We start from the raw sequence: 18,733 nt of genomic DNA on the forward strand, positions 1-18,733 counted from the left end.
CAAGCGAGAGATTGGGGGTGAAAAACGGTGTGATGCTAGGGTTGTCGTCCATATGGCAGGCTAACGCTTGGGTTAGCGCCGCCGCTGGCCTTACACTCCCGCGCGTTGATCCCACACCGTGTTCAGTGGAGCCTTCTTATGTTGCCCACGCATTGCCATCATCGTGTTGATGTCGCGTCAACCGCCGACATCAACACGGCGCGACGCTGTGCGATGCGCTTGGCGGAGGGGCGGCTCTTCGACATTGACCGCCAACGTCTGGACGCCGTGGTGGCGGCGCTGGGCGAGCGCGCCAGTCTTTTATCCGGCGGAGGCACGTTTTTGATGCGTCGCTGGGGCGCCGAAGGGGTGGAGTGCCTCACCTTCGACCGAAACCCGCCCGCCAACTCCACAGACGCCGATCCTGGCGCCGCCGCGCTGGCGGCGGCCCGCGCGCAAGCCGACCAGTTCACAACACACGCCACCCCCTTCGTCGGCAGCGCCCATTTGGCGCGGATCTGGCCCATGAACGCCGCCGACGCGCCATTTCCCGGATCCGTGGTCGATGTCGGGGCGGTGATGGTCGCCCGCCCCGGCGCCGAGGCCTGTGGCGACGGCTGGTATTTTCGGTGCGACAACCCCAACAACGGCGTGGCCATGGTCGTCGATGGCATGCCGGGCGCCAGCGCCAGCGCCCGCCGCGTCGAAGCGGTGGTTGCCGCGACCACCCCCGGCCTGTCGCCGCAGATGGTGATTGGCGCCATCCGGCGCGACATCGCCGACACGCAGACCGGCACCGTCGCGGTGTTGCGAATCAGCGGAGAGGCCGTGGATTACACCGCGTTGGGCACCGTCGCCGGAGCCGTCATCCGCGACCGCAAAGTCACGTCGCTCGCCGCGCGCTGGGCCATGGTCGGCTACAACCCGCAAATTCCCGCCTGCGTTCATCTTGTCTGGACGGCGGGCGATCACGTCATCCTGCACAGCGACGGGTGCGCCCGCCTGCCGGTGCTGTTCATCGAACGCAACTTGCACAACGTGGATCCGACTCTGGCCGCCGCCGTCCTGCTGCGCGATGGGACGGCGGCGGACGACGATCAGACCATCTTGATCCTGCGCAACACCACCCACCCAACAACCGATCAAGCCGATGGGACGACCGAGCCGGGAACCGTCTGACCGAACGGCTCCCCGCTGGATCATCCGACGAGCGTCATCACACGGCGGGCGGAGTCGTCACCATGTCGCGGATGCTGCTTTTCAACAGCTTGCCGGTGGCGGTGTGCGGCAGCGACTCGACAAAGCGGACGTCGTTGGGGATGGACCATTTGGCGATTTTGCCGTCGAAGACCGCCAACAGCTCCTCTTTGGTCAGGCTGGCGCCTTCTTTCACCACGACGACCAGCAACGGGCGCTCGCCCCATTTTTCATCGGGGATGGCGACGGCGGCGGCCTCCTGCACGGCGGGGTGGCCGACGGCGATGTTTTCCAGATCAATCGAACTGATCCACTCGCCGCCCGATTTGATGACGTCCTTGGTGCGGTCAACGATCTGCACATAGCCGTCGGCGTCCATCGTCACCACGTCGCCCGTCTCGAACCAGCCGGGGACGGTCTCGTGCGCCGGGCTGGAGTCCAGGCCGAAATAAGACGAGCAGACCCAGGAGCCGCGCACCAGCAACCGACCAAAGCTTTTGCCGTCGCGCGGCACGTCGTTTCCGTTGCTGTCCAGAACGCGGAACTCGATGCCGCAAATCGGACGCCCTTGCTTGGAGGCCAGCGCCAGCGCGTCCTCAGCGCTCATTCCGGCGTGTTTGCCCTTGGGCATGTTGGCGAGGCCAAGCGGGCTGGTTTCCGTCATGCCCCAAGCGTGCAGAACCTCGACCCCATGCTCCTTGAAGCGCTGGATCATGATCGGCGGGCAGGCGGAACCGCCGATGGCGACGCGGCGCAGCCCCCCCAGCCCCTTCTTGTTGGCGTCCAACCAGTTCAGCAACGCCAACCAGACCGTCGGCACCCCGGCGGTGTTGGTCACGCCTTCGCTCACGAACAGCTCATGCAGGCTGGCGCCGTCCAGCTTGGCGCCGGGCAGCACCAGCTTGGCCCCCACCATCGGCGCGGCGTAGGGAATGCCCCAGGCGTTGACGTGGAACATCGGCACCACGGGCAGCACGACGTCGGACGCCGACAAATCGAACACGTCGGGCAGGCAGGCCGCCAACGCGTGCAGCATGGCCGAACGATGGCTGTACATCACCCCCTTGGGGTGGCCGGTCGTGCCGGAGGTGTAGCACATGCTGCACGCGGCGTTCTCGTCCAGCTCCGGCCAATCGAACTGGTCGGGCTGGTCCGCCAGCAGATCCTCATAACACAGAAGGTTGGGCAGGCTGGAGGTCGGCATGTGGGCGGCGTCGGTCATCACGACGACGGCCTTCACCCCGGCCAGATGCTCGGCCAGCCCCTCCAGCAACGGGATGAAGGTCAGATCGGCGAACAGCACGCGGTCTTGCGCGTGGTTGACGATGTAGGCGATCTGTTCGGGGAACAGGCGCGGGTTGATGGTGTGGCAGACCATGCCGGAACCGCCGATGGCGTAATAGCATTCCAGATGGCGATAGCCGTTCCAGGCCAACGTGCCGATGCGGTCGCCCGGCTCCAGCCCCAGTTTCGCCAGCGCGTGGGCCAGCTTTTGCGCGCGCGCCCAGGCGTCGGCGTAGCTGTAGCGATGGATCGGCCCTTCGGTGGTGCGCGACACGATTTCCGTGTCGGCGTGGTACAGCGCGGCGTGGCGCAACGCCGTCGTCACCAAAAGCGGCACGCCCATCATCAATCCACGCAGCATCGGTTTCTCTCCCAGTTCTTTGATTCGTTTCGGTTTGTTCGTTTGATTGTGCGCTCAATCGGCGGCCAGCGCCGGTTCACAGGCGGCCAGACGCCCTTCGGCGTCCTGCTCCATCGCTTTCAACTCGCCAACGATCTCGGCGATTTCCGTCTGCATTCGCTCCAGCGCCGCCAGCCGGGCGCGGATTTTCGTCAGCCCGTCGAGGTATTGCCGCGCGCTGGGCCGACCGGAACGGTAATGGGCCAGATACTCGGCGATCTGCTCCAACGAAAAGCCGACGCGGCGGAATTTCAAAATCAGAATCAGCCGCGCCCGATCACGGTAGGTGAAGACCCGCCGCCCGCCCGCCCGTTGCGGCGACAGCAGCCCCTTTTCCTCGTAAAAACGCAGCGCCTGCGGCGTCAAATCGAACTCAGCCGCCAGTTCGGTGACGCCGTACACCCGGTTCTTGTCGGTCATGGACCCCCTCCCCACGCCGACGATTCCGCCATGGACAATTTGCAAAGTCAACTTTAATGATCTAAAGCGCGCTTTATGTGGGGCGCGTGACGACAGACTGCGACGTTCCGTCACAGCGCCGCCTCGTCAAGCTTGACCGGCCCATCAATCCAACCGACGCTGAATCAGCGCCTCGATCTGGTTGGCCAGTTCGGCGGCCGTCCGTTCGGCCCCCGGATCCGCGCCGACCCGCAGCATGGCGCGGATGGCCAGCAGATGCAGACGAATGATTCCCGGATCGGCCGCAACCCGCGCGGGATCGGCGATCAAACGCTGCAAGGATCCGATGACCCGCCCCGCCGAGGACGGCATCCGATCCAGCGCGCCGCGACGAAACCGCTCCAGCGGCTCGCCCATGCGCGACAGCGTGTCGGCGCAACGGTCCAGCGCGCTCAACGCCTCGCTGACCAGCCGGTCCAGATCCTCACGGACGGCGACGGCGTTGGCGGCGGCGATCATCCCCGCCGTCGAACGCTCCTGCGGCGGCGACGCCAGCGCGCGCAGAATCGACACCCGGCTTTGCAAGGCGCGCTTGACCGCCATCTCGTCGCCCGACACCTTCGCCATCAGCAACCCGTCGGGCGGCAGCAGAACGACGTCGGACGCCGGAGCGTCAAGCGCGCGGCGGTCCTGCGCCACCGGTCGGTCCAGCCGTCGCCGATCCGGCCCCTTGTAGCCAGGGGCGGACACGAAGCCGCGCGGACGGCTGACCACGTCGAGAATCCGGTCACGGATGCGCGCCGGGGCGAGCGGCTTGACCAGAAAATCGGTCGCCCCGGCGTCGCGGCCCGTCTTCACATACTGCCGGTCGCCATGCGCGGTCAGCAGAATGATCGGCAGCGTCGGATCGGGCGATTCGGGATGGCTGCGGACGATGCGGATCAAATCAAGGCCGCTGGCGCCCGGCATGTCCCAGTCGGTGAAAACCAGATCGGGACCGATTTCCTTGATGATCTCCAGCGCTTCGGTCGTGCCGCTCGCCTCGGTGACGCGGGCAAAGCCCAGGTGACGCAGAATCGCCCGCAGAATCTGTCGGGTGTTCGCAATGTCGTCGACGATGAGGATCTCAAGAGCGCCATAACCGGACGGAAGCATGTCGGACGTCAGACTCACTCAAATCACCTGCGTGATGGGCACCATAAAGCCCCATGCTCAACAAATCGTAACGATTGGCGCTCTGCGAAGAAAAACCCAGAGTAGGGTTGCCCCCCAGACGATGGAAGAGGCGAACGACCGTCAGCGTCGGCGGGGGTGGAAATCTCCCCTTTCTGGCGGCCCAAGCCCTGGTCTTCGGCCTCGTGCTCGCCCTGCCCCAACTGGTCCACATGGCCGAACCCAACGACCCCACCGCCGCCCGCGCCGGAGGGTGTTTCGGCACGCATCAACATGAAAATGGATTTACAGAAATAGGCGATTTGTGTAACTGAGTAATCCATCGCTGGTGACACCTCACGAACCGAGACGCCGACGCATGGACCAGCCCACCCCACCCGCCGCGACCGAATCCCTGCTGATGCGGATGCAGCAGCACCAGACCCGGTTGCCCCCGGCGCTGGCCAAGGTCGGGGCCTGGGCGTTGGCCTACCCGTTCCGCACCGCCACCTTGAAAATCGGCGAATTGGCCGCCGCCGCCGAGGTGTCGGTCGCCTCGGTCAACCGCTACGCCACCGCGCTGGGGTATGAGGGGTATCCCGAATTCCGCGACGATCTGCTGCGCGCCTTTGAATCCACCTTCGCCCCGGTGGAAAAGCTGCGGGCGGCGGTGTCGCGCGACACCTCCAACGCCGAAATCATGCGGGAATCGCTGGCCTGCGACGCCGCGAACATCGCCCGCACCCTGGATCTGCTGCAACCCGAGCAGTGCGAAGAGGCCATCCGCCTGATCCGCAGCGCCAAGCGCGTCTACACCTGCGGCATGGGCGACAGCGCCTATATGGCGACTTTTTTGGCCGACATGCTCGACCCCTATGTGGATTGCGCCAGCGCGGCGGTGGAGTTCGCCGGGCCGGAACGCTCGATCCGCCGCTTGATGAAGGTTCAGCCCGGCGACCTGATGATCGCCATCACCACCCCGCGCTATTCGCGCCGCACGGTGGAGCATGTCCAGCATTGCCGGGAACAGGGCGCGCGCACGCTGGCGCTGACCGACTCCCCCGACTCCCCCGTCGTGCCGCTGGCCGACGTCACTCTGCTGGCCGGGGCCGATCATGGGGTTTTGCACAGCTCGACCACCGGCATGATGGCGTTGATTATGGCGCTGGGCGCGGCGCTCGCCCGCAGCGGCAACAACACGGTGGACCGCGCCGCCGACATGGCCGAGCGCATTTTGCCCTATCTGCACGTCGTCCCCAAACCGGGCCGGGGGGAGCGATGACGCGCCGCTCCGTCGCTCCCCCGACCGCCGTTTTCCTTCGTTTCAACCAGGGCTGAAACCGATGACCATCTCTTACTGGAACGGGCGTTACCTGCCGCTGGATCAGGTTCAGGTGTCGCCGCTTGATCGCGGCTTTCTGTTCGCCGACGGTCTGTATGAGGTCACGGCGGCCTACAACGGGCGCCTGTTCGAGGCCGAGGCCCACGTCGCCCGCCTGCAACGCGGTCTGGCGGCCCTGCGCATCGAAACCGGGATGAGCGACGGCGATTGGCTGGCCATTCTGGAACGGCTGACGGCGGAGTCCGGCGTCAACGGCGATCTGACCGTTTATCTGCAAGTCACGCGCGGCGCGGCGGCGGCCCGCGCCCACGGCTTTCCCGCCGGGGTGACGCCCACCGTCTTCGGCATGGTCAGCCCGCTGAAGCGCCCGCCCGATTCCTGGCGCGAGCAGGGCGTCGCCGCCCTGACCATGCCCGATATCCGGTGGGGCCGCTGCGATCTGAAGAGCATTGCTTTGTTGGGCAGCGTGCTGGCCCAGCAGGCCGCCACCGACGCCGGTGTGACCGACGCCATCCAGATCCGCGACGGCTTCGTCACCGAAGGCGCGGCGACCAACGTCTTCGTGGTCAAGGACGGCGTCATCGCCACCCCGGTCGCCGATCACCGCATCCTGGTCGGCATCACCCGCCAAGTGATTCAGCGTTTGGCCGCGACGGCGGGCCTGCCCTTTGTCGAGCGCGACGTCCGCGCCATCGAACTGGCTGCGGCGGACGAGGTGTGGATCGCCAGCACCACCAAGGAAATCACCCCCGTCACCACCATCGACGGTCGTTTGGTCGGAACCGGCAAGCCCGGCCCGGTGTGGAGCCGCGTCGCCGCCCTCTTCGCCGAAAGCCAGGGCCGATGAACGCGCCCGCCGACAACCGCCTTCTGTCGGTCGAAGGGCTGTCGGTCGCCTTTCAGGGCGAACATGGCCCGATCACCGTGGTCGATGACGTCAGCTTTTCGGTGGCTCCGGGCGAAACGGTGGCCATCGTCGGCGAATCCGGGTCCGGCAAATCCGTCACCTCGCTGTCGCTGATGCGGCTGGTCGATTACGCGGGCGGGCGGATCACCAAGGGGGCCATCCGTTTCCGGGGCCGCGACGGGCGGGAACGCGATCTGGCGCTTCCCCCGGCGGAAGAGTTGACCGGCATGCGCGGCAACGACATCGCCATGATCTTTCAGGAACCGATGACGTCCCTGAACCCGGTCTTCACCATCGGCGACCAGATCGCCGAGGCGGTGATGCTGCATCAGGGCGTGGACCGCAAGGCCGCGCGCGCCGAGGCGCTGCGCATGCTGGAACGGGTCCGCATCCCCGAACCGGCCCGCCTGCTCGACCGCCACCCGCACCAGCTTTCCGGCGGCATGCGCCAGCGGGTGATGATCGCCATGGCGTTGTCCTGCCGCCCGTCGTTGCTGATCGCCGACGAGCCGACGACGGCGCTGGACGTCACCATCCAGGCGCAAATTCTGCGCCTGATCCGGCTGTTGCAGCGCGACATGGGCATGGGCGTGATCTTCATCACCCACGACATGGGCGTGGTGGCCGAGGTCGCCGACCGCGTCGTCGTGATGTGGCGCGGCCAAAAGGTGGAGGAAGGGACGGTCGAACAGATCTTCGCCGCCCCCAAACACCCCTACACCAAGGCCCTGCTGTCGGCGGTGCCCAAGCTGGGCGCGCTGCGCGGCCAGGATTTGCCCGCCCGCTTCCCCCTGCTGGTGGTGGACGACGCCGGCAAAAGCGATGGGGCGAACAGCGACACAGCCCCCGCCATCCACCAACAGGACACGGTGCGGCACGCCGCCGCCCCGCTGCTGGAGGTGTCCAACCTCGTCACCCGGTTCGACGTCCGCAAGGGTGTGTTCGGCACGCTGAAGGCCCGCGTCCACGCGGTGGAGCGGGTTAATTTCTCGGTGCGTCCGGGCGAAACGCTGGCGCTGGTCGGGGAATCGGGCTGCGGCAAATCCACCACGGGCCGCACCATCATGGGGCTGCAACGCTCGACCGCCGGGGCCATCCGCTTCGACGGGACGGACACGGTGGCGCTCGATTCCAACGGTCAGGCCAAGCTGAAGGAGAAGATCCAATACATCTTCCAGGATCCCTTCGCCTCGCTGAACCCGCGCATGACCGTGGGATTCAGCGTCGCCGAACCGATGCTGGTCCATGATTACGTCCCCAACGGCCGCCCCGGCCTGTCGCGCCGCCGCGCCATCGAGGAGCGGGTGGCCGATCTGCTGACCCAGGTCGGCCTGAAGCCGGAACACGCCCACCGCTACCCGCACGAATTTTCCGGCGGCCAGCGGCAGCGCGTCTGCATCGCCCGCGCGCTGGCCTGCGATCCCAAACTCATCATCGCCGACGAGGCGGTGGCGGCGCTCGACGTGTCGATCCAGGCGCAGATCGTCAATCTGCTGATGGATCTCCAGGCCAAGCGCGGGCTGTCCTATCTGTTCATCTCGCACGACATGGCGGTGGTGGAGCGGATCAGCCACCGCGTCGCCGTCATGTATCTGGGGCAGATCGTTGAAATCGGCCCGCGCCGGGCGGTGTTCGAGAATCCCCAGCACCCCTACACCCGCCGCCTGATGGCGGCGGTGCCAGTCGCCGATCCCAGCCGACGCACGGGAGAGCTGACGCTGTTGACCGGCGAAATCCCCAGCCCGATCCGCAACCTCGGCGACGAGCCGCAGGTCCAGCCGCTGGTCGCGGTGGGGAATGACCACTACGTCGCCCGCCACGCGGTCGGCGGCGATTTCTGATTCTGAATCAAAAAAACGGGAGAGTTCACGTGACGCGCTTCGCCCTTCCCCTGGTCGCCGGTCTGCTTTGCTGCACCGCGCTGACCAACGCCGCCTTCGCCGCCAAGGATCTGGTCGTCGGCGTTCCCGACAATTTGACCACCTTGGATCCCGCCGACGTCAACGACACCCTGTCGCAGTCGGCCACCCGCACCATGCTCCAGGGCCTGTTCGCCTTTGACAAGGACATGAAGCTGATTCCGCAACTGGCGGAAAGCTTCACCGTCAACGACACGGCGACCGAATACACCTACAAGCTGCGCAAGGGCGTCGTCTTCCACGACGGCACGCCGTTCAACGCCCAGGCCGTGAAGACCAGTTTCGACCGTCTGTCGAACCCGGCCAACAAGCTGAAGCGCCAGAGCCTGCTGTCTATGCTGGCCGAAACCGTGGTGGTGGACGATCACACCATCACGTTGAAGCTGTCGCAACCCTTCGGCGCGCTGAACAACAACCTCGCCCATCCCGGCGCCATGATCCACAGCCCCAAGGCGCTGGAAACCTATGGCAAGGACATCGGTCGGCACCCGGTCGGCACCGGCCCCTTCAAGTTCGTGAGCTGGCAGGCCGACACCATGCTGGCGGTCAAGAACACCAATTATTGGAAGCCCGGCCTGCCCAAGGTGGACAGCGTGACCTTCCGCAGCGTGCCGGAAAACGGCAGCCGCATCGCCATGCTGCAAACCAACGAGGCGCAGTTCGTCTATCCGCTGCCGTCCGAAATGACGCCGATGGTGGAAAAGAACCCGGCCCTCAGCGTCATCAGCGGTCCGTCGATCATCGCGCGCTATGTGGCGATGAACACGATGAAAAAGCCCTTCAACGACGTCCGCGTTCGTCAGGCGTTGAACTACGCCATCGACAAGAACGCCTGGGCCAAGATCGTCTATCGCGGCTACGCCGGGCCGCTGCCCTCGCCGCTGCCGCCCAAGCTGGGCTTCCACGTCCCGCAAGCCCAACAATATGATTATGACGTGGCCAAGGCCAAGGCGCTGCTGGCCGAGGCTGGCTACCCGAACGGCTTTGAAGCCGAGATGTTCGGACGCAACAACACGAACTTCATTCGCGGCATGCAGTTCGTCCAGCAGCAATTGTCCCTGGTCGGCGTCAAGCTGACGGTCACGCCGCTGGAAGCGGGCGTCGAAACCGCCCGCGTCTGGGGCGTGGAAAAGCCGGAGGACGCCACCGTGCAGATGCAGTATGGCGGCTGGTCGGCCTCGACCGGCGACGCCGATTGGGGTCTGCGTCCGCTGCTGTGGGGCAAGGGCTTCCCGCCCAAATTCTTCAACGTCGCTTATTACAAAAACGAGACGGTGGACGCCGCGATTGAGGCGGGCATCGCCACCGCCGACACCGCCAAGCGCGCCGAAGCCTACCGCGTCGCCCAGGAGCAGATCTGGAAGGACGCCCCGTGGCTGTTCCTTGGCGTTGAAAATCTGCTGGCCGCCCAGACCAAGAGCCTGACCGGCCTCAATCAGGTCGCCGACGGCGGCTTGCAGATCGAAGACGCCGACATCCAGTGAGCGCCAGCGGGACGCGCCCGGCCAAACGGTCGGGCGCGTCCCGCGCCTTCTTTTCCGGGACGATTGCCCCATGCTGAAATATCTTGTCGGTCGCGTCGCCGGGATCATCCCGGTGCTTCTGGTGATTTCCGTCTTCGTCTTTGGCTTCGTCCATCTGCTGCCCGGCGATCCGGCGCGGCTGGTGGCGGGCAGCGACGCCAGCGCCAGCGACATTGAACTGGTGCGCCAGGATCTCGGCCTCGACAAGCCCCTGTGGGTCCAGTATGGCCGCTTCCTCGGCAACGCGGTCCAGGGCGAGTTCGGACGGTCGATGAAGACCAAACGGACGGTCGCCGAAGAGATCGGCAGCCGCTTCCTGCCCACCTTGTATCTGACCGGCGCGGCGATGGCCTGGGCGACGTTGGCGGGGCTGTTGATCGGCGTGGCGTCGGCGACCAAGCGCGGGCGCTGGCAGGATCACGTCGGCATGTTCGTCGCGGTGTCGGGCATCGCCTTTCCGTCCTTCTGGCTCGGTCTGTTGATGATCGACCTGTTTTCGGTGCAACTGCGCTGGCTGCCGACCAGCGGCTACGGCACATGGCAACATTTCGTCATGCCGTCGCTGACGCTGGGGTTGGGGGTGGCGGCGGTTATGGCGCGCTTCACCCGCTCCGCCTTCATCGACATCGCGCGCGAGGATTACGTCCGCACCGCGCGGGCCAAGGGCGTGCCGTCGCGGCTGGTGGTGTGGAAACACACGCTGCGCAACGCCATGATTCCGATCATCACCATGGTCGGCCTGCAATTCGGCTTTCTGCTGGGCGGATCCATCGTCGTCGAAACGGTGTTTTCCTGGCCGGGGCTGGGGCGGCTGCTGGTGGACAGCGTGTCCTACCGTGACTACACGGTGATTCAGGCGGAAATCCTGCTGTTTTCGTTGGAATTCATCCTCATCAACCTGCTGGTCGATGTGTTGTACGCGCTGGCCAACCCCGAGATTCGCTACTCATGAGCACGACCGCGCAGGCCGCGACGGCCACCGATTCCATTCGCTCTCCGCTGGGCGAGTTCTGGCGCAAGTTCCTGCGGCGGCGCACCGCCGTGGTCGCCGGGCTGAGCCTGCTGTTGCTGGCGCTCGCCGCCGCCGCCGCGCCCTGGATCGCCCCCTACGACCCGGCGGGCTTCGATTACGACCGGGTGCTCGAAGGGCCATCCTGGGCGCATTGGGCCGGGACCGATTCCTATGGGCGCGACATCTTCAGCCGCATCCTGTGGGGCGCGCGGATTTCGCTGTCGGTCGGGCTGCTGTCGGTTCTGCTCGGCGGGATCGTCGGCATCACGTTGGGCCTCATCAGCGGCTTTCGCGGCGGGTTCATCGACTCGTTGATTATGCGGCTGTGCGACGTGCTGCTGGCCTTCCCCGGCATTCTGCTGGCCATCGGCATCGTCGCCGTTCTGGGGCCGGGGATTGAAAACGTCGTCTACGCCGTCGCCATCTTCTCCATCCCGGTCTTCGCCCGGCTGGTGCGCGGTAGCACGCTGTCGTTGAAGCAAGCGGTCTATGTCGACGCCGCCCGCGCCATCGGCGTGCGCGACCGCATGCTGATGCTGCGCCACATCCTGCCCGGCACGCTGCCCAGCGTGATCGTTTACCTCTCCATGCGCATCGGCACCTCGATCCTGACGGCGGCCAGCCTGAGCTTCATCGGGCTTGGCGCCCAGCCGCCCAGCCCGGAATGGGGGGCGATGCTGGCCGATGGGCGCAGCTACATCGGCGTCGCCAGCCACGTCACCTTTTATCCGGGTCTGGCGATCTTCCTCACGGTGCTGGCCTTCAACCTGCTTGGCGACGGATTGCGCGATGCCCTCGACCCCAAGCTGCGCTGACGCCGCCGCCCCGCGCCGCGCCCGCGATCTGGGGCTGGCCTGCGGGCGGTTGAAACCGGGGCCGCGCAACGCCATCACCGACGTTCCCGGCGTGCGCGTCGGCCATTGCACGCTGAGCGACGGCGCGACGCAAACCGGCGTCACCGCCATCCTGCCGCACGGCGGCAACCTCTACCGCGACAAGCCGGTGGCTGCCGCCGACGTGCTGAACGGCTTCGGCAAAAGCGTCGGCCTGACGCAGGTGGAGGAGTTGGGGACGCTGGAAACACCGATCCTGCTGACCAACACCCTGTCGGTCGGCACGGTCGCCACCGCGCTGATCCGCCACGCCATCACCGCGAATCCCGACATCGGTCGGACCACCGCGACCGTCAACCCGGTGGTGATGGAGTGCAACGACGGTCCCCTGAACGACATCCAGGCGATGGCGGTGACGGAGGCGCACGCCGCCGCCGCGCTGGCCGAGGCCCTGGCCTCCCCCGACGGGTCGGCGGTCGCCGTCGGTTCGGTCGGGGCCGGGCGCGGCATGTCCTGTTTCGGCTTCAAGGGCGGAATCGGCACAGCGTCGCGTCGTTTGAAACTGGACGGCGAACGCTGTCACCTGGGCGTTTTGGTGCTGGCGAATTTTGGGCGGGCGGGCGAGTTGCGCCTGCCCGACGGGCGGCGCGTCGGCCCGCCGCCGCAGGACTCCGATCCGGAAAAGGGATCCGTCATCGTCATCGCCGCCACCGACGCGCCGTTGGACCATCGGCAATTGCGCCGGGTGATCCGCCGCGCCGGGGTGGGGTTGGCCCGCGTCGGCTCCTTCTGGGGCCATGGCAGCGGCGACATCGCCTTGGGCTTCACCACCGCCAACCGGATCGACCATGACGAAACCGCCGACAGCATCCCCTTCCGCGTCTTGAACGAACGCCGCATCGACGCCCTGTTCGAGGCGATGGCCGAGGCGACGCAGGAGGCGGTTCTCGACGCGCTGGTCGCCGCCGCCCCCGTGACCGGACGGGACGGCGCGACCCGCCCCTGCCTGTCCGCCCTTTTGACCACATCATTCTGATCGCCTTATGCTGACCGCTGGGAGCCTGCCTTTGAAGATCTACATCTCCGCCGACATCGAGGGCGTCGCCGGGGTGGTCGCCCCCAACCAGGTGACGCCGGGCAACCCGGAATATGAGCGCGCCCGCCGCCTGATGACCGCCGAGGTCAACGCCGCCATCGAAGGCGCGCTGGCGGGCGGAGCCACCGAGATCCTGGTGAACGACAGCCACGGCCCGATGCTCAATCTGCTGCCCGACGAGTTGCACCCCGCCGCCGACCTTATTTTGGGCCGTCCCAAGCCCAACGGCATGTTCGCCGGGTTGGAGCCGGATTTCGCGGGCGTGCTGTGTCTGGGTTTCCACGGGTCGGCCCGCCGCGCTGGGATTCTCGCCCACACCACCAACAGCTTCGCCTTTGGCCGGGTCCGCGTGAACGGGCTGGAACTGGGCGAGGCGGGCTGTTACGGCGCGTATGCGGGCGAACTCGGCGTGCCGGTGATCCTGCTGTCGGGCGACGACCGCTTCGCCGAGGAGATCGAACCGCTGTTCCCCGAGGCTGAGCGGGTGGTGGTCAAACAGGCGTTGGGCCAACGCGCCGCCCGTTCCGTCGCGCCCATGATCGCGCGCGACCGACTGCGCGCGGCCAGCCGCCGCGCGGTCGAACGCGCGGCGCGCGTCACGCCCTTCCGCATCCCGCCGGAAAGCGTCGGCGCCCCCTACCGCCTTGAAATCGAAATGAACAGCCCGGCGCTGGCCGATCTGGCGGCGCTGATTCCCGTCGCCGTCCGCCTCGACCCCGTCACCATCCGCTTGACCGCCGACCGGATGGCCGGGATCCTCGGCTGGATCAACAGCCTGTCGGCCATGTCGGCCTCCCTCCGTTGAGCGCAGAATCATGACCCATGACGACACCCCGCAGCCCTTCGCGCTCGCCATCCATGGCGGGGCCGGTACCATCGACCCGGCCCAACTGACGCCGGAGTTGGAGGACGCCTATCACGCCGGATTGCGCGTGGCGTTGAGCGCCGGGCGCGACGTGCTGGCCGCTGGCGGCGCGGCGCTCGACGCCGTCACCGCCGCCGTCATGGCGTTGGAGGATGAACCGCTGTTCAACGCCGGACGCGGCGCGGTCTTCACCGCCAACGGAACGCAGGAGATGGACGCGGCGATCATGGACGGGCGGACCCGCGCGGCGGGCGCGGTGGCCGGTCTGTTCGGCCCGCGCAACCCGATCCTCGCCGCCCGCGCCGTCCTGGAACGCACCGACCATGTGCTGTTGATCGGCGACGGCGCGCTGGATCTGTGCCGCCGCGCCGGGTTGGCGATGGAGGAGGCGCCCTATTTCTTCACGCAAGCCCGCTGGGACGCCCTGCAAGCGGAACTCGCCTTCCGCCGCTCCGGCGCGCCCGACGATGGGAACGAGCAGCGCCGCCACGGCACCGTCGGCGCCGTGGCCCGCGACGTCCATGGCGACGTCGCCGCCGCCACCTCGACCGGCGGCATGACGGCCAAGGCGGCGGGCCGGGTCGGCGACAGCCCGTTGATCGGGGCGGGAACCTACGCCGACAACGACACTTGCGCGATTTCCGCCACCGGCCATGGCGAGCATTTCATCCGCCACGTCGTCGCCCACGAAATCGCCGCGCGGATGCGCTGGGGCGGGCAATCGCTGTTCGAGGCCGCCGACGCGGTGGTGGTCGGCCAGCTTGGCCCCATCGGCGGGTCGGGCGGTCTGGTCGCCGTGGACCGCGAGGGCCGGGTGTCGCTGCCCTTCAACTGTTCGGGCATGTACCGGGGCATCGCCAAGGCCGACGGCCCGCTGCTGACCGCCATCCACCGCGAGGATTACCGGGTCAGCCGGTGAACGGCGGAAAGATCGCCGTTACGGCAGCGCGTCGAGCCGTTCGGCTTCGTCCAGCTCGTCGCCGTTGACGGTGACGGCCTGCACCAAGATCCCGCTGCCGGGTGGCCCTGGCAGCAGGATGACCGTCAACACCCGGCGGTAGGCCGGGAAGGACAGCCCCTCGATCAGTTCTTCCTCGATCTCGACGCTGTAGGCGCCGGGCGGCTGCACGCCGTCGACGCTCGACAAGCGGAAAGGTTTGGTGAAGGTCAGAGTGCGTTGGCTTTTGCGTTCAAACATCGGTCGTGACTCATACCTTTTCCGGGCTGGCGAGCTGGCGCAGGGCTTCTTTCAGCCACGGGGCGCGGATCGTGCGATCACGCTGCGCCCATGGCGCCTTCGTCGCGTTTTCCGCCTCATACAGGCTTTGCGCCAGCGTTTCGACGGCCATCTGCCCGCCAAGCTGGCTTTCCCGCGCCACCCGTTCGCGCCCGCTTTCCAACCCCTTGACCCGGTATTGATACTCGCCCGCGTCCGGCGGCAGGAAACGTTCGACCCGGTGGTCGCCGCGCGGGGCGCCGCGCTTCACCTCCGGTTCGGCGAAATGGACGATCTGGCCGACATGGTATTTCTGGCCATTCATGGCGCGTCTCCAGCCGTGCGGACACAACTTGCAAGGGGCCGCCGCAAGACAATCATGCGGGGCGGACAGCGGCGGCGGCTTTCCGCTTCAAGGTGGCCGCGCTTTTCGGTGGAGCCGCCGCGATCTTCTTGGCCAGCCGCTCGGCGATTTCCGCCTGGATGGCGGGCAGAACCGCCTGCGCCGAAGCCTTTTGCTTGGGCGTGCCGGTCAGGGCCAGCCGTTCGGCGTTGACGCCCAGGGTGCGAAGGTCGTCGTCGCCCATGCCCGGCAGTCGTTCGATCATGTCCATCGTCAGGTCGCTTTCCAGTCGGATCGGTCGGGGAACGGGCGAGAGCTTCACGGCGATGCGGACGCGCCGGGGCGGAGAAGGAGCCGCCTCGCCGTCGTGAGCCTGCCAGCCGGCGAACCAGCCCTGCGCGGACAGGCTGCCCAGCGGATGCGGATTCGCTTCCCGCGCCGAACCGACGCTCGCCGCCAGTTTGCCGGTGAGAAACGCCACCCGCTCCCACCGTTCATCCTTGCCGCGCGAGGCGAAGGGCGTCTCTTTGCCGTTTGTCATCGCCGATTCAGTTGTTTTCAAAGATATTTCATCACTATGGGCGCAATTCGGTGAATTTCAAAACACTATCAAACCGAATGGCATGAAATATTTTTCAGAAGAATTTCTGAATTTTATCAGTCAACTCATGCGGAAACATTGAAATTTATCCTCAACAGGCCTAGGTTCAGGTGACGATGACATTACGAAACACCATCCTTTTTTCGGGTTGCCTGATGTTCGCCGTGGTTGGCGGCGTCCTGCTGTTCAATGGCGTCCCCCGGTCCGGGTCGGATGAGGCCATCGCCGCCGCCCAACAGGCGCAAACCGCCTGGGCGCAGGAACGATCCCGCGATTTGATCGCGCAACGGCCCTGGAATGGACAATCCCGACCACCCGACGCCCCCGGCGCCCCGGCGAATCCGTTGATGTTGGTCGGCGGAGCGGGCGCGCTGCTGATCGCGGCGTGGCTTGGCGTCCGCGCCGCGCGTCACCCCTGGATTTGATGAAAGACCCAACCCGATGTTCGTCGTCGATGACGCCATGGCCGCCGCGATCCGCACCGCCTACACCGAAAGCGGGGTGACGGCGGCGGTGCTGATTCTGCGACGGCACATCCCCGGCCTGGACAACGACGACGAGGCGGGGCGCTGGGCGCGCACCATCGCCGGGTGGCGCCCACTGCCCGCCGATCTGACGCCCCCCGCCAAAAAGCCGCGCGCCCCGCGCAAATAACCCCGCCCCGTCCAACCGAAATTTCAGCCCGGAATTTCGTCGGTCCAGACGCGGAAGCCGGTCAGCGTGTTGGGGCCGAAGGTGTGGGTCAGCGGCACGTCGGCGGCGTCGCGCCCCTGCGCGATCAAAACGCGGCCAATCCGGCGGGCGTTGTTGCGCGGGTCGAACACATGCCAGCGCCCGCCCAAATAGACCTCCATCCAGGCCGCGAAATCCCCCGCCGAATAAGGCGGCGGCGTGCCGATGTCGCTGATGTAGCCGGTGCAGTAGCGCGCCGGAATGTTCATGCAGCGGCAGAAGGCGACGGCCAGATGAGCGTAGTCCCGGCACACGCCGCGCCGCTCCGCGTAGGCTTCCACCGCCGTGCGGGTCGGGCGCGAATGCTCGTAACCGAAGACGATGTGGTTGTGGACGAAATCGCAAATCGCCTGCACCCGCGCCCAGCCCGGCGGCGTCGCGCCGAACAGCCGCCACGCCTCGTCCGCCAGCACGTCGGTTTCGCAATAGCGGCTGCCCAACAGGAACAGCAGCGCGTCCGTCGGCAAATCCTCCACACGGTGCTGAATCGCGTTCACCACGATGGGATCGGGCTGACCATCGTCCCGGATGACGCTGTCCGTGGTCAGGGAAAAAAGACCGGCGGGCGCGACCAGACGGCTGCACCAATTGCCGAAGCTGTCGCGGTAGCCCTGAATGGGAACCGGCGGGTTGGGCAAAATGTGATCGGGGCTTTCCAGACCGGCGACCCGCGAATAATGCACGTTCAGCAGGACGATCATCGGAGTCGGGGCGGCGAAGGAATAGGTCAACTCGTAGCCCAGACGAATGCGCATGGAACAGTCTCCACAGGAAAGGCCCGGCGCTGAAGCGGGCGAAGGGGGACCGGGCTGACCGGAACAACAGGGGGCGACAGCCCCCGACGCGACGATCATGGCACGCGGTTCAACCGACCAGCCACCATTGATTCGTCACGGAACCACCCTGCGATGAGAAAAAGGCGCCTCCCCACGCGAGAACACGGGAAGCGCCTGAAAAATAATCCGTATTTGCCCATTTCGCGCGCAATCGCGCGCCGTCAGCGCTGCGGACGGATGAAGGTCGCCCGCGCCCGTTCGGCCTCCGCGCGGATGGCGCAGCCTTCGGCGTGGTCGTTGACCAGCCCCATCGCCTGCATGAAGGCGTAGACCGTGGTCGGCCCGACGAACGCCCAGCCACGCTTTTTCAAATCCTTCGACAGCGCGACCGACGCCGCCGAGGTGGAGACGGTTTGCGGCGGCGGCAGATCGGCGGGGGACGGCTCGAAACTCCACACATAGGCGGCGAGCGAACCTTCCTGCCGAACCAACTCCTGGGCGCGGCGGGCGTTGTTGACGACCGCCGCGATCTTTCCCCGATGACGGACGATGCCCGCGTCGGTCAAGAGGCGCGCCACGTCGTCGTCCGTGAAAGCGGCGATCCGATCCATGTCGAAGCCGTGGAAGGCGGCGCGGAAATTCTCCCGCTTGGCCAGAATGGTCCGCCAGCTCAAACCCGATTGAAAGCCTTCCAGACACAGCTTTTCAAACAGACGCCGGTCGTCGCCGACGGGAAAACCCCATTCGGCGTCGTGATAGGCGAAAAACTCGGGCGCCGCCGCGCACCAGCGGCAGCGGGGTCGGCCATCCGGGCCGGGAATCGTCGCGTTCATCGCTCACCCCATCAGAAAGGCCAGACGCGGATCGACGCGGCCCGGCGCGATGTCCAGAATCTCCGCCCGCACCACGTCGGCGGCGACGAAAGGATCATCGGCCACGCGGGCCTCAAGATCCGCACGGGTGACGCCGTGGGCCAGGACCGCGCCCCCCGCGCCCGTCTCAAGACCGCCGGTCAGCAGGAACACCCCGTCGGCGAAGCCGCGCTGGATCCAGGCGTTGTGCGCGTCCATAAGCGTCCGCGCTTGCACCTTGTTGGCGGAAAATCGCAGCGTCACGACAAACATACGTGCTCCTCCTGATCGTTGAGACAAAAGAAT

The 18,733-nt window shown here is 66.6% G+C and carries 21 protein-coding genes; 12 read left to right on the forward strand and 9 right to left on the reverse strand.

The window, feature by feature from the left end; all coding sequences use genetic code 11:
• The first annotated feature begins 138 nt into the window (after nucleotides 1-138).
• On the forward strand, nucleotides 139-1,158 hold the full coding sequence (locus ACODS4_RS06035) for a hypothetical protein (protein WP_488861692.1): 1,020 nt from the start codon (nucleotides 139-141) through the stop codon (nucleotides 1,156-1,158).
• Between the two features lie 37 nt (nucleotides 1,159-1,195).
• On the opposite strand, the gene ACODS4_RS06040 is transcribed toward ACODS4_RS06035, so the two are convergent.
• The 3 genes from ACODS4_RS06040 to ACODS4_RS06050 form a co-directional block, all read right to left on the reverse strand.
• Nucleotides 1,196-2,821, reverse strand: coding sequence for a 3-(methylthio)propionyl-CoA ligase (locus ACODS4_RS06040; RefSeq protein WP_488861694.1), 1,626 nt, complete (start codon nucleotides 2,819-2,821; stop codon nucleotides 1,196-1,198).
• Between the two features lie 54 nt (nucleotides 2,822-2,875).
• Complete coding sequence (locus ACODS4_RS06045; RefSeq protein ID WP_488861696.1) at nucleotides 2,876-3,280, reverse strand: MerR family transcriptional regulator; 405 nt, start codon at nucleotides 3,278-3,280, stop codon at nucleotides 2,876-2,878.
• Nucleotides 3,281-3,424: 144 nt separating this feature from the next.
• Entirely contained in the window at nucleotides 3,425-4,432 is a 1,008-nt protein-coding gene (locus ACODS4_RS06050; RefSeq protein ID WP_488861698.1) for a response regulator, read from the reverse strand.
• Nucleotides 4,433-4,790: 358 nt separating this feature from the next.
• On the opposite strand from ACODS4_RS06050, the gene ACODS4_RS06055 reads away from it, so the two are divergent.
• The 9 genes from ACODS4_RS06055 to ACODS4_RS06095 all read left to right on the forward strand — a co-directional run bounded on the left by ACODS4_RS06055 (nucleotide 4,791) and on the right by ACODS4_RS06095 (nucleotide 14,827).
• Nucleotides 4,791-5,693, forward strand: a complete 903-nt coding sequence (locus ACODS4_RS06055) for a MurR/RpiR family transcriptional regulator (RefSeq protein WP_488861700.1) — start codon at nucleotides 4,791-4,793, stop codon at nucleotides 5,691-5,693.
• 61 nt (nucleotides 5,694-5,754) lie between these two features.
• On the forward strand, nucleotides 5,755-6,600 hold the full coding sequence (locus tag ACODS4_RS06060) for a D-amino acid aminotransferase (protein ID WP_488861702.1): 846 nt from the start codon (nucleotides 5,755-5,757) through the stop codon (nucleotides 6,598-6,600).
• Nucleotides 6,597-8,501, forward strand: a complete 1,905-nt coding sequence (locus tag ACODS4_RS06065) for an ABC transporter ATP-binding protein (protein WP_488861704.1) — start codon at nucleotides 6,597-6,599, stop codon at nucleotides 8,499-8,501. The genes ACODS4_RS06060 and ACODS4_RS06065 overlap by 4 nt, the downstream gene beginning before the upstream one ends.
• Nucleotides 8,502-8,530: 29 nt before the next feature.
• Nucleotides 8,531-10,063: a glutathione ABC transporter substrate-binding protein gene (locus tag ACODS4_RS06070; protein WP_488861706.1), complete on the forward strand. Its 1,533-nt coding sequence runs from the start codon at nucleotides 8,531-8,533 to the stop codon at nucleotides 10,061-10,063.
• Nucleotides 10,064-10,133: 70 nt separating this feature from the next.
• Nucleotides 10,134-11,054 (forward strand): glutathione ABC transporter permease GsiC, encoded by a 921-nt coding sequence (gene gsiC / locus ACODS4_RS06075; RefSeq protein ID WP_488861708.1) that lies wholly within the window; start codon nucleotides 10,134-10,136, stop codon nucleotides 11,052-11,054.
• Nucleotides 11,051-11,929 carry an ABC transporter permease subunit gene (locus ACODS4_RS06080; protein WP_488861710.1) on the forward strand — a complete coding sequence of 293 codons (879 nt, stop codon included), beginning with the start codon at nucleotides 11,051-11,053 and terminating at the stop codon, nucleotides 11,927-11,929. The genes gsiC and ACODS4_RS06080 overlap by 4 nt, the downstream gene beginning before the upstream one ends.
• Nucleotides 11,904-12,983, forward strand: coding sequence for a DmpA family aminopeptidase (locus ACODS4_RS06085; RefSeq protein WP_488861712.1), 1,080 nt, complete (start codon nucleotides 11,904-11,906; stop codon nucleotides 12,981-12,983). The genes ACODS4_RS06080 and ACODS4_RS06085 overlap by 26 nt, the downstream gene beginning before the upstream one ends.
• 7 nt (nucleotides 12,984-12,990) lie before the next feature.
• Complete coding sequence (locus tag ACODS4_RS06090) at nucleotides 12,991-13,848, forward strand: M55 family metallopeptidase (RefSeq protein ID WP_488861714.1); 858 nt, start codon at nucleotides 12,991-12,993, stop codon at nucleotides 13,846-13,848.
• Nucleotides 13,849-13,858: 10 nt separating this feature from the next.
• Nucleotides 13,859-14,827, forward strand: a complete 969-nt coding sequence (locus ACODS4_RS06095) for an isoaspartyl peptidase/L-asparaginase family protein (protein ID WP_488861716.1) — start codon at nucleotides 13,859-13,861, stop codon at nucleotides 14,825-14,827.
• An 18-nt stretch (nucleotides 14,828-14,845) separates the two neighbouring features.
• Here the strand turns inward: ACODS4_RS06095 and ACODS4_RS06100 are convergent, their stop codons facing one another.
• The 3 genes from ACODS4_RS06100 to ACODS4_RS06110 are packed head-to-tail and all read right to left on the reverse strand — an operon-like array spanning nucleotide 14,846 to nucleotide 16,008.
• Nucleotides 14,846-15,106, reverse strand: coding sequence for a hypothetical protein (locus ACODS4_RS06100; protein ID WP_488861718.1), 261 nt, complete (start codon nucleotides 15,104-15,106; stop codon nucleotides 14,846-14,848).
• Between the two features lie 10 nt (nucleotides 15,107-15,116).
• On the reverse strand, nucleotides 15,117-15,449 hold the full coding sequence (locus ACODS4_RS06105) for a hypothetical protein (protein ID WP_488861720.1): 333 nt from the start codon (nucleotides 15,447-15,449) through the stop codon (nucleotides 15,117-15,119).
• Between the two features lie 52 nt (nucleotides 15,450-15,501).
• Nucleotides 15,502-16,008 (reverse strand): hypothetical protein, encoded by a 507-nt coding sequence (locus ACODS4_RS06110; protein WP_488861722.1) that lies wholly within the window; start codon nucleotides 16,006-16,008, stop codon nucleotides 15,502-15,504.
• A 215-nt stretch (nucleotides 16,009-16,223) separates the two neighbouring features.
• Here ACODS4_RS06110 and ACODS4_RS06115 point away from each other — a divergent pair, with 215 nt between their 5' ends.
• Nucleotides 16,224-16,493 carry a hypothetical protein gene (locus ACODS4_RS06115; RefSeq protein ID WP_488861724.1) on the forward strand — a complete coding sequence of 90 codons (270 nt, stop codon included), beginning with the start codon at nucleotides 16,224-16,226 and terminating at the stop codon, nucleotides 16,491-16,493.
• 16 nt (nucleotides 16,494-16,509) lie between these two features.
• Nucleotides 16,510-16,722, forward strand: a complete 213-nt coding sequence (locus ACODS4_RS06120) for a hypothetical protein (protein ID WP_488861726.1) — start codon at nucleotides 16,510-16,512, stop codon at nucleotides 16,720-16,722.
• Between the two features lie 23 nt (nucleotides 16,723-16,745).
• On the opposite strand, the gene ACODS4_RS06125 is transcribed toward ACODS4_RS06120, so the two are convergent.
• The 3 genes from ACODS4_RS06125 to ACODS4_RS06135 form a co-directional block, all read right to left on the reverse strand.
• On the reverse strand, nucleotides 16,746-17,555 hold the full coding sequence (locus tag ACODS4_RS06125) for a transglutaminase-like domain-containing protein (protein ID WP_488861728.1): 810 nt from the start codon (nucleotides 17,553-17,555) through the stop codon (nucleotides 16,746-16,748).
• Nucleotides 17,556-17,797: 242 nt separating this feature from the next.
• A complete protein-coding gene (locus tag ACODS4_RS06130; RefSeq protein ID WP_488861730.1) occupies nucleotides 17,798-18,409 on the reverse strand; it encodes a DNA-3-methyladenine glycosylase I in 612 nt (203 codons plus the stop codon).
• A gap of 3 nt (nucleotides 18,410-18,412) precedes the next feature.
• Nucleotides 18,413-18,700, reverse strand: coding sequence for a YciI family protein (locus ACODS4_RS06135; protein ID WP_488861732.1), 288 nt, complete (start codon nucleotides 18,698-18,700; stop codon nucleotides 18,413-18,415).
• Between the last annotated feature and the right edge of the window lie 33 nt (nucleotides 18,701-18,733).

The organism is Azospirillum sp. FG154, from assembly GCF_057809575.1.

Bases quoted from the DNA above. Each gene is read 5' to 3' on its own strand.
- ACODS4_RS06040 (WP_488861694.1), bottom strand. From the start codon at position 2,821: ATGCTGCGTGGATTGATGATGGGCGTGCCGCTTTTGGTGACGACGGCG.
- ACODS4_RS06120 (WP_488861726.1), top strand. From the start codon at position 16,510: ATGTTCGTCGTCGATGACGCCATGGCCGCCGCGATCCGCACCGCCTAC.
- ACODS4_RS06110 (WP_488861722.1), bottom strand. From the start codon at position 16,008: ATGACAAACGGCAAAGAGACGCCCTTCGCCTCGCGCGGCAAGGATGAA.
- ACODS4_RS06135 (WP_488861732.1), bottom strand. From the start codon at position 18,700: ATGTTTGTCGTGACGCTGCGATTTTCCGCCAACAAGGTGCAAGCGCGG.
- ACODS4_RS06130 (WP_488861730.1), bottom strand. From the start codon at position 18,409: ATGAACGCGACGATTCCCGGCCCGGATGGCCGACCCCGCTGCCGCTGG.
- ACODS4_RS06055 (WP_488861700.1), top strand. From the start codon at position 4,791: ATGGACCAGCCCACCCCACCCGCCGCGACCGAATCCCTGCTGATGCGG.
- ACODS4_RS06105 (WP_488861720.1), bottom strand. From the start codon at position 15,449: ATGAATGGCCAGAAATACCATGTCGGCCAGATCGTCCATTTCGCCGAA.
- ACODS4_RS06090 (WP_488861714.1), top strand. From the start codon at position 12,991: ATGCTGACCGCTGGGAGCCTGCCTTTGAAGATCTACATCTCCGCCGAC.
- ACODS4_RS06115 (WP_488861724.1), top strand. From the start codon at position 16,224: ATGTTCGCCGTGGTTGGCGGCGTCCTGCTGTTCAATGGCGTCCCCCGG.
- ACODS4_RS06065 (WP_488861704.1), top strand. From the start codon at position 6,597: ATGAACGCGCCCGCCGACAACCGCCTTCTGTCGGTCGAAGGGCTGTCG.
- ACODS4_RS06035 (WP_488861692.1), top strand. From the start codon at position 139: ATGTTGCCCACGCATTGCCATCATCGTGTTGATGTCGCGTCAACCGCC.
- ACODS4_RS06080 (WP_488861710.1), top strand. From the start codon at position 11,051: ATGAGCACGACCGCGCAGGCCGCGACGGCCACCGATTCCATTCGCTCT.
- gsiC (WP_488861708.1), top strand. From the start codon at position 10,134: ATGCTGAAATATCTTGTCGGTCGCGTCGCCGGGATCATCCCGGTGCTT.
- ACODS4_RS06125 (WP_488861728.1), bottom strand. From the start codon at position 17,555: ATGCGCATTCGTCTGGGCTACGAGTTGACCTATTCCTTCGCCGCCCCG.
- ACODS4_RS06060 (WP_488861702.1), top strand. From the start codon at position 5,755: ATGACCATCTCTTACTGGAACGGGCGTTACCTGCCGCTGGATCAGGTT.
- ACODS4_RS06085 (WP_488861712.1), top strand. From the start codon at position 11,904: ATGCCCTCGACCCCAAGCTGCGCTGACGCCGCCGCCCCGCGCCGCGCC.
- ACODS4_RS06045 (WP_488861696.1), bottom strand. From the start codon at position 3,280: ATGACCGACAAGAACCGGGTGTACGGCGTCACCGAACTGGCGGCTGAG.
- ACODS4_RS06095 (WP_488861716.1), top strand. From the start codon at position 13,859: ATGACCCATGACGACACCCCGCAGCCCTTCGCGCTCGCCATCCATGGC.
- ACODS4_RS06100 (WP_488861718.1), bottom strand. From the start codon at position 15,106: ATGTTTGAACGCAAAAGCCAACGCACTCTGACCTTCACCAAACCTTTC.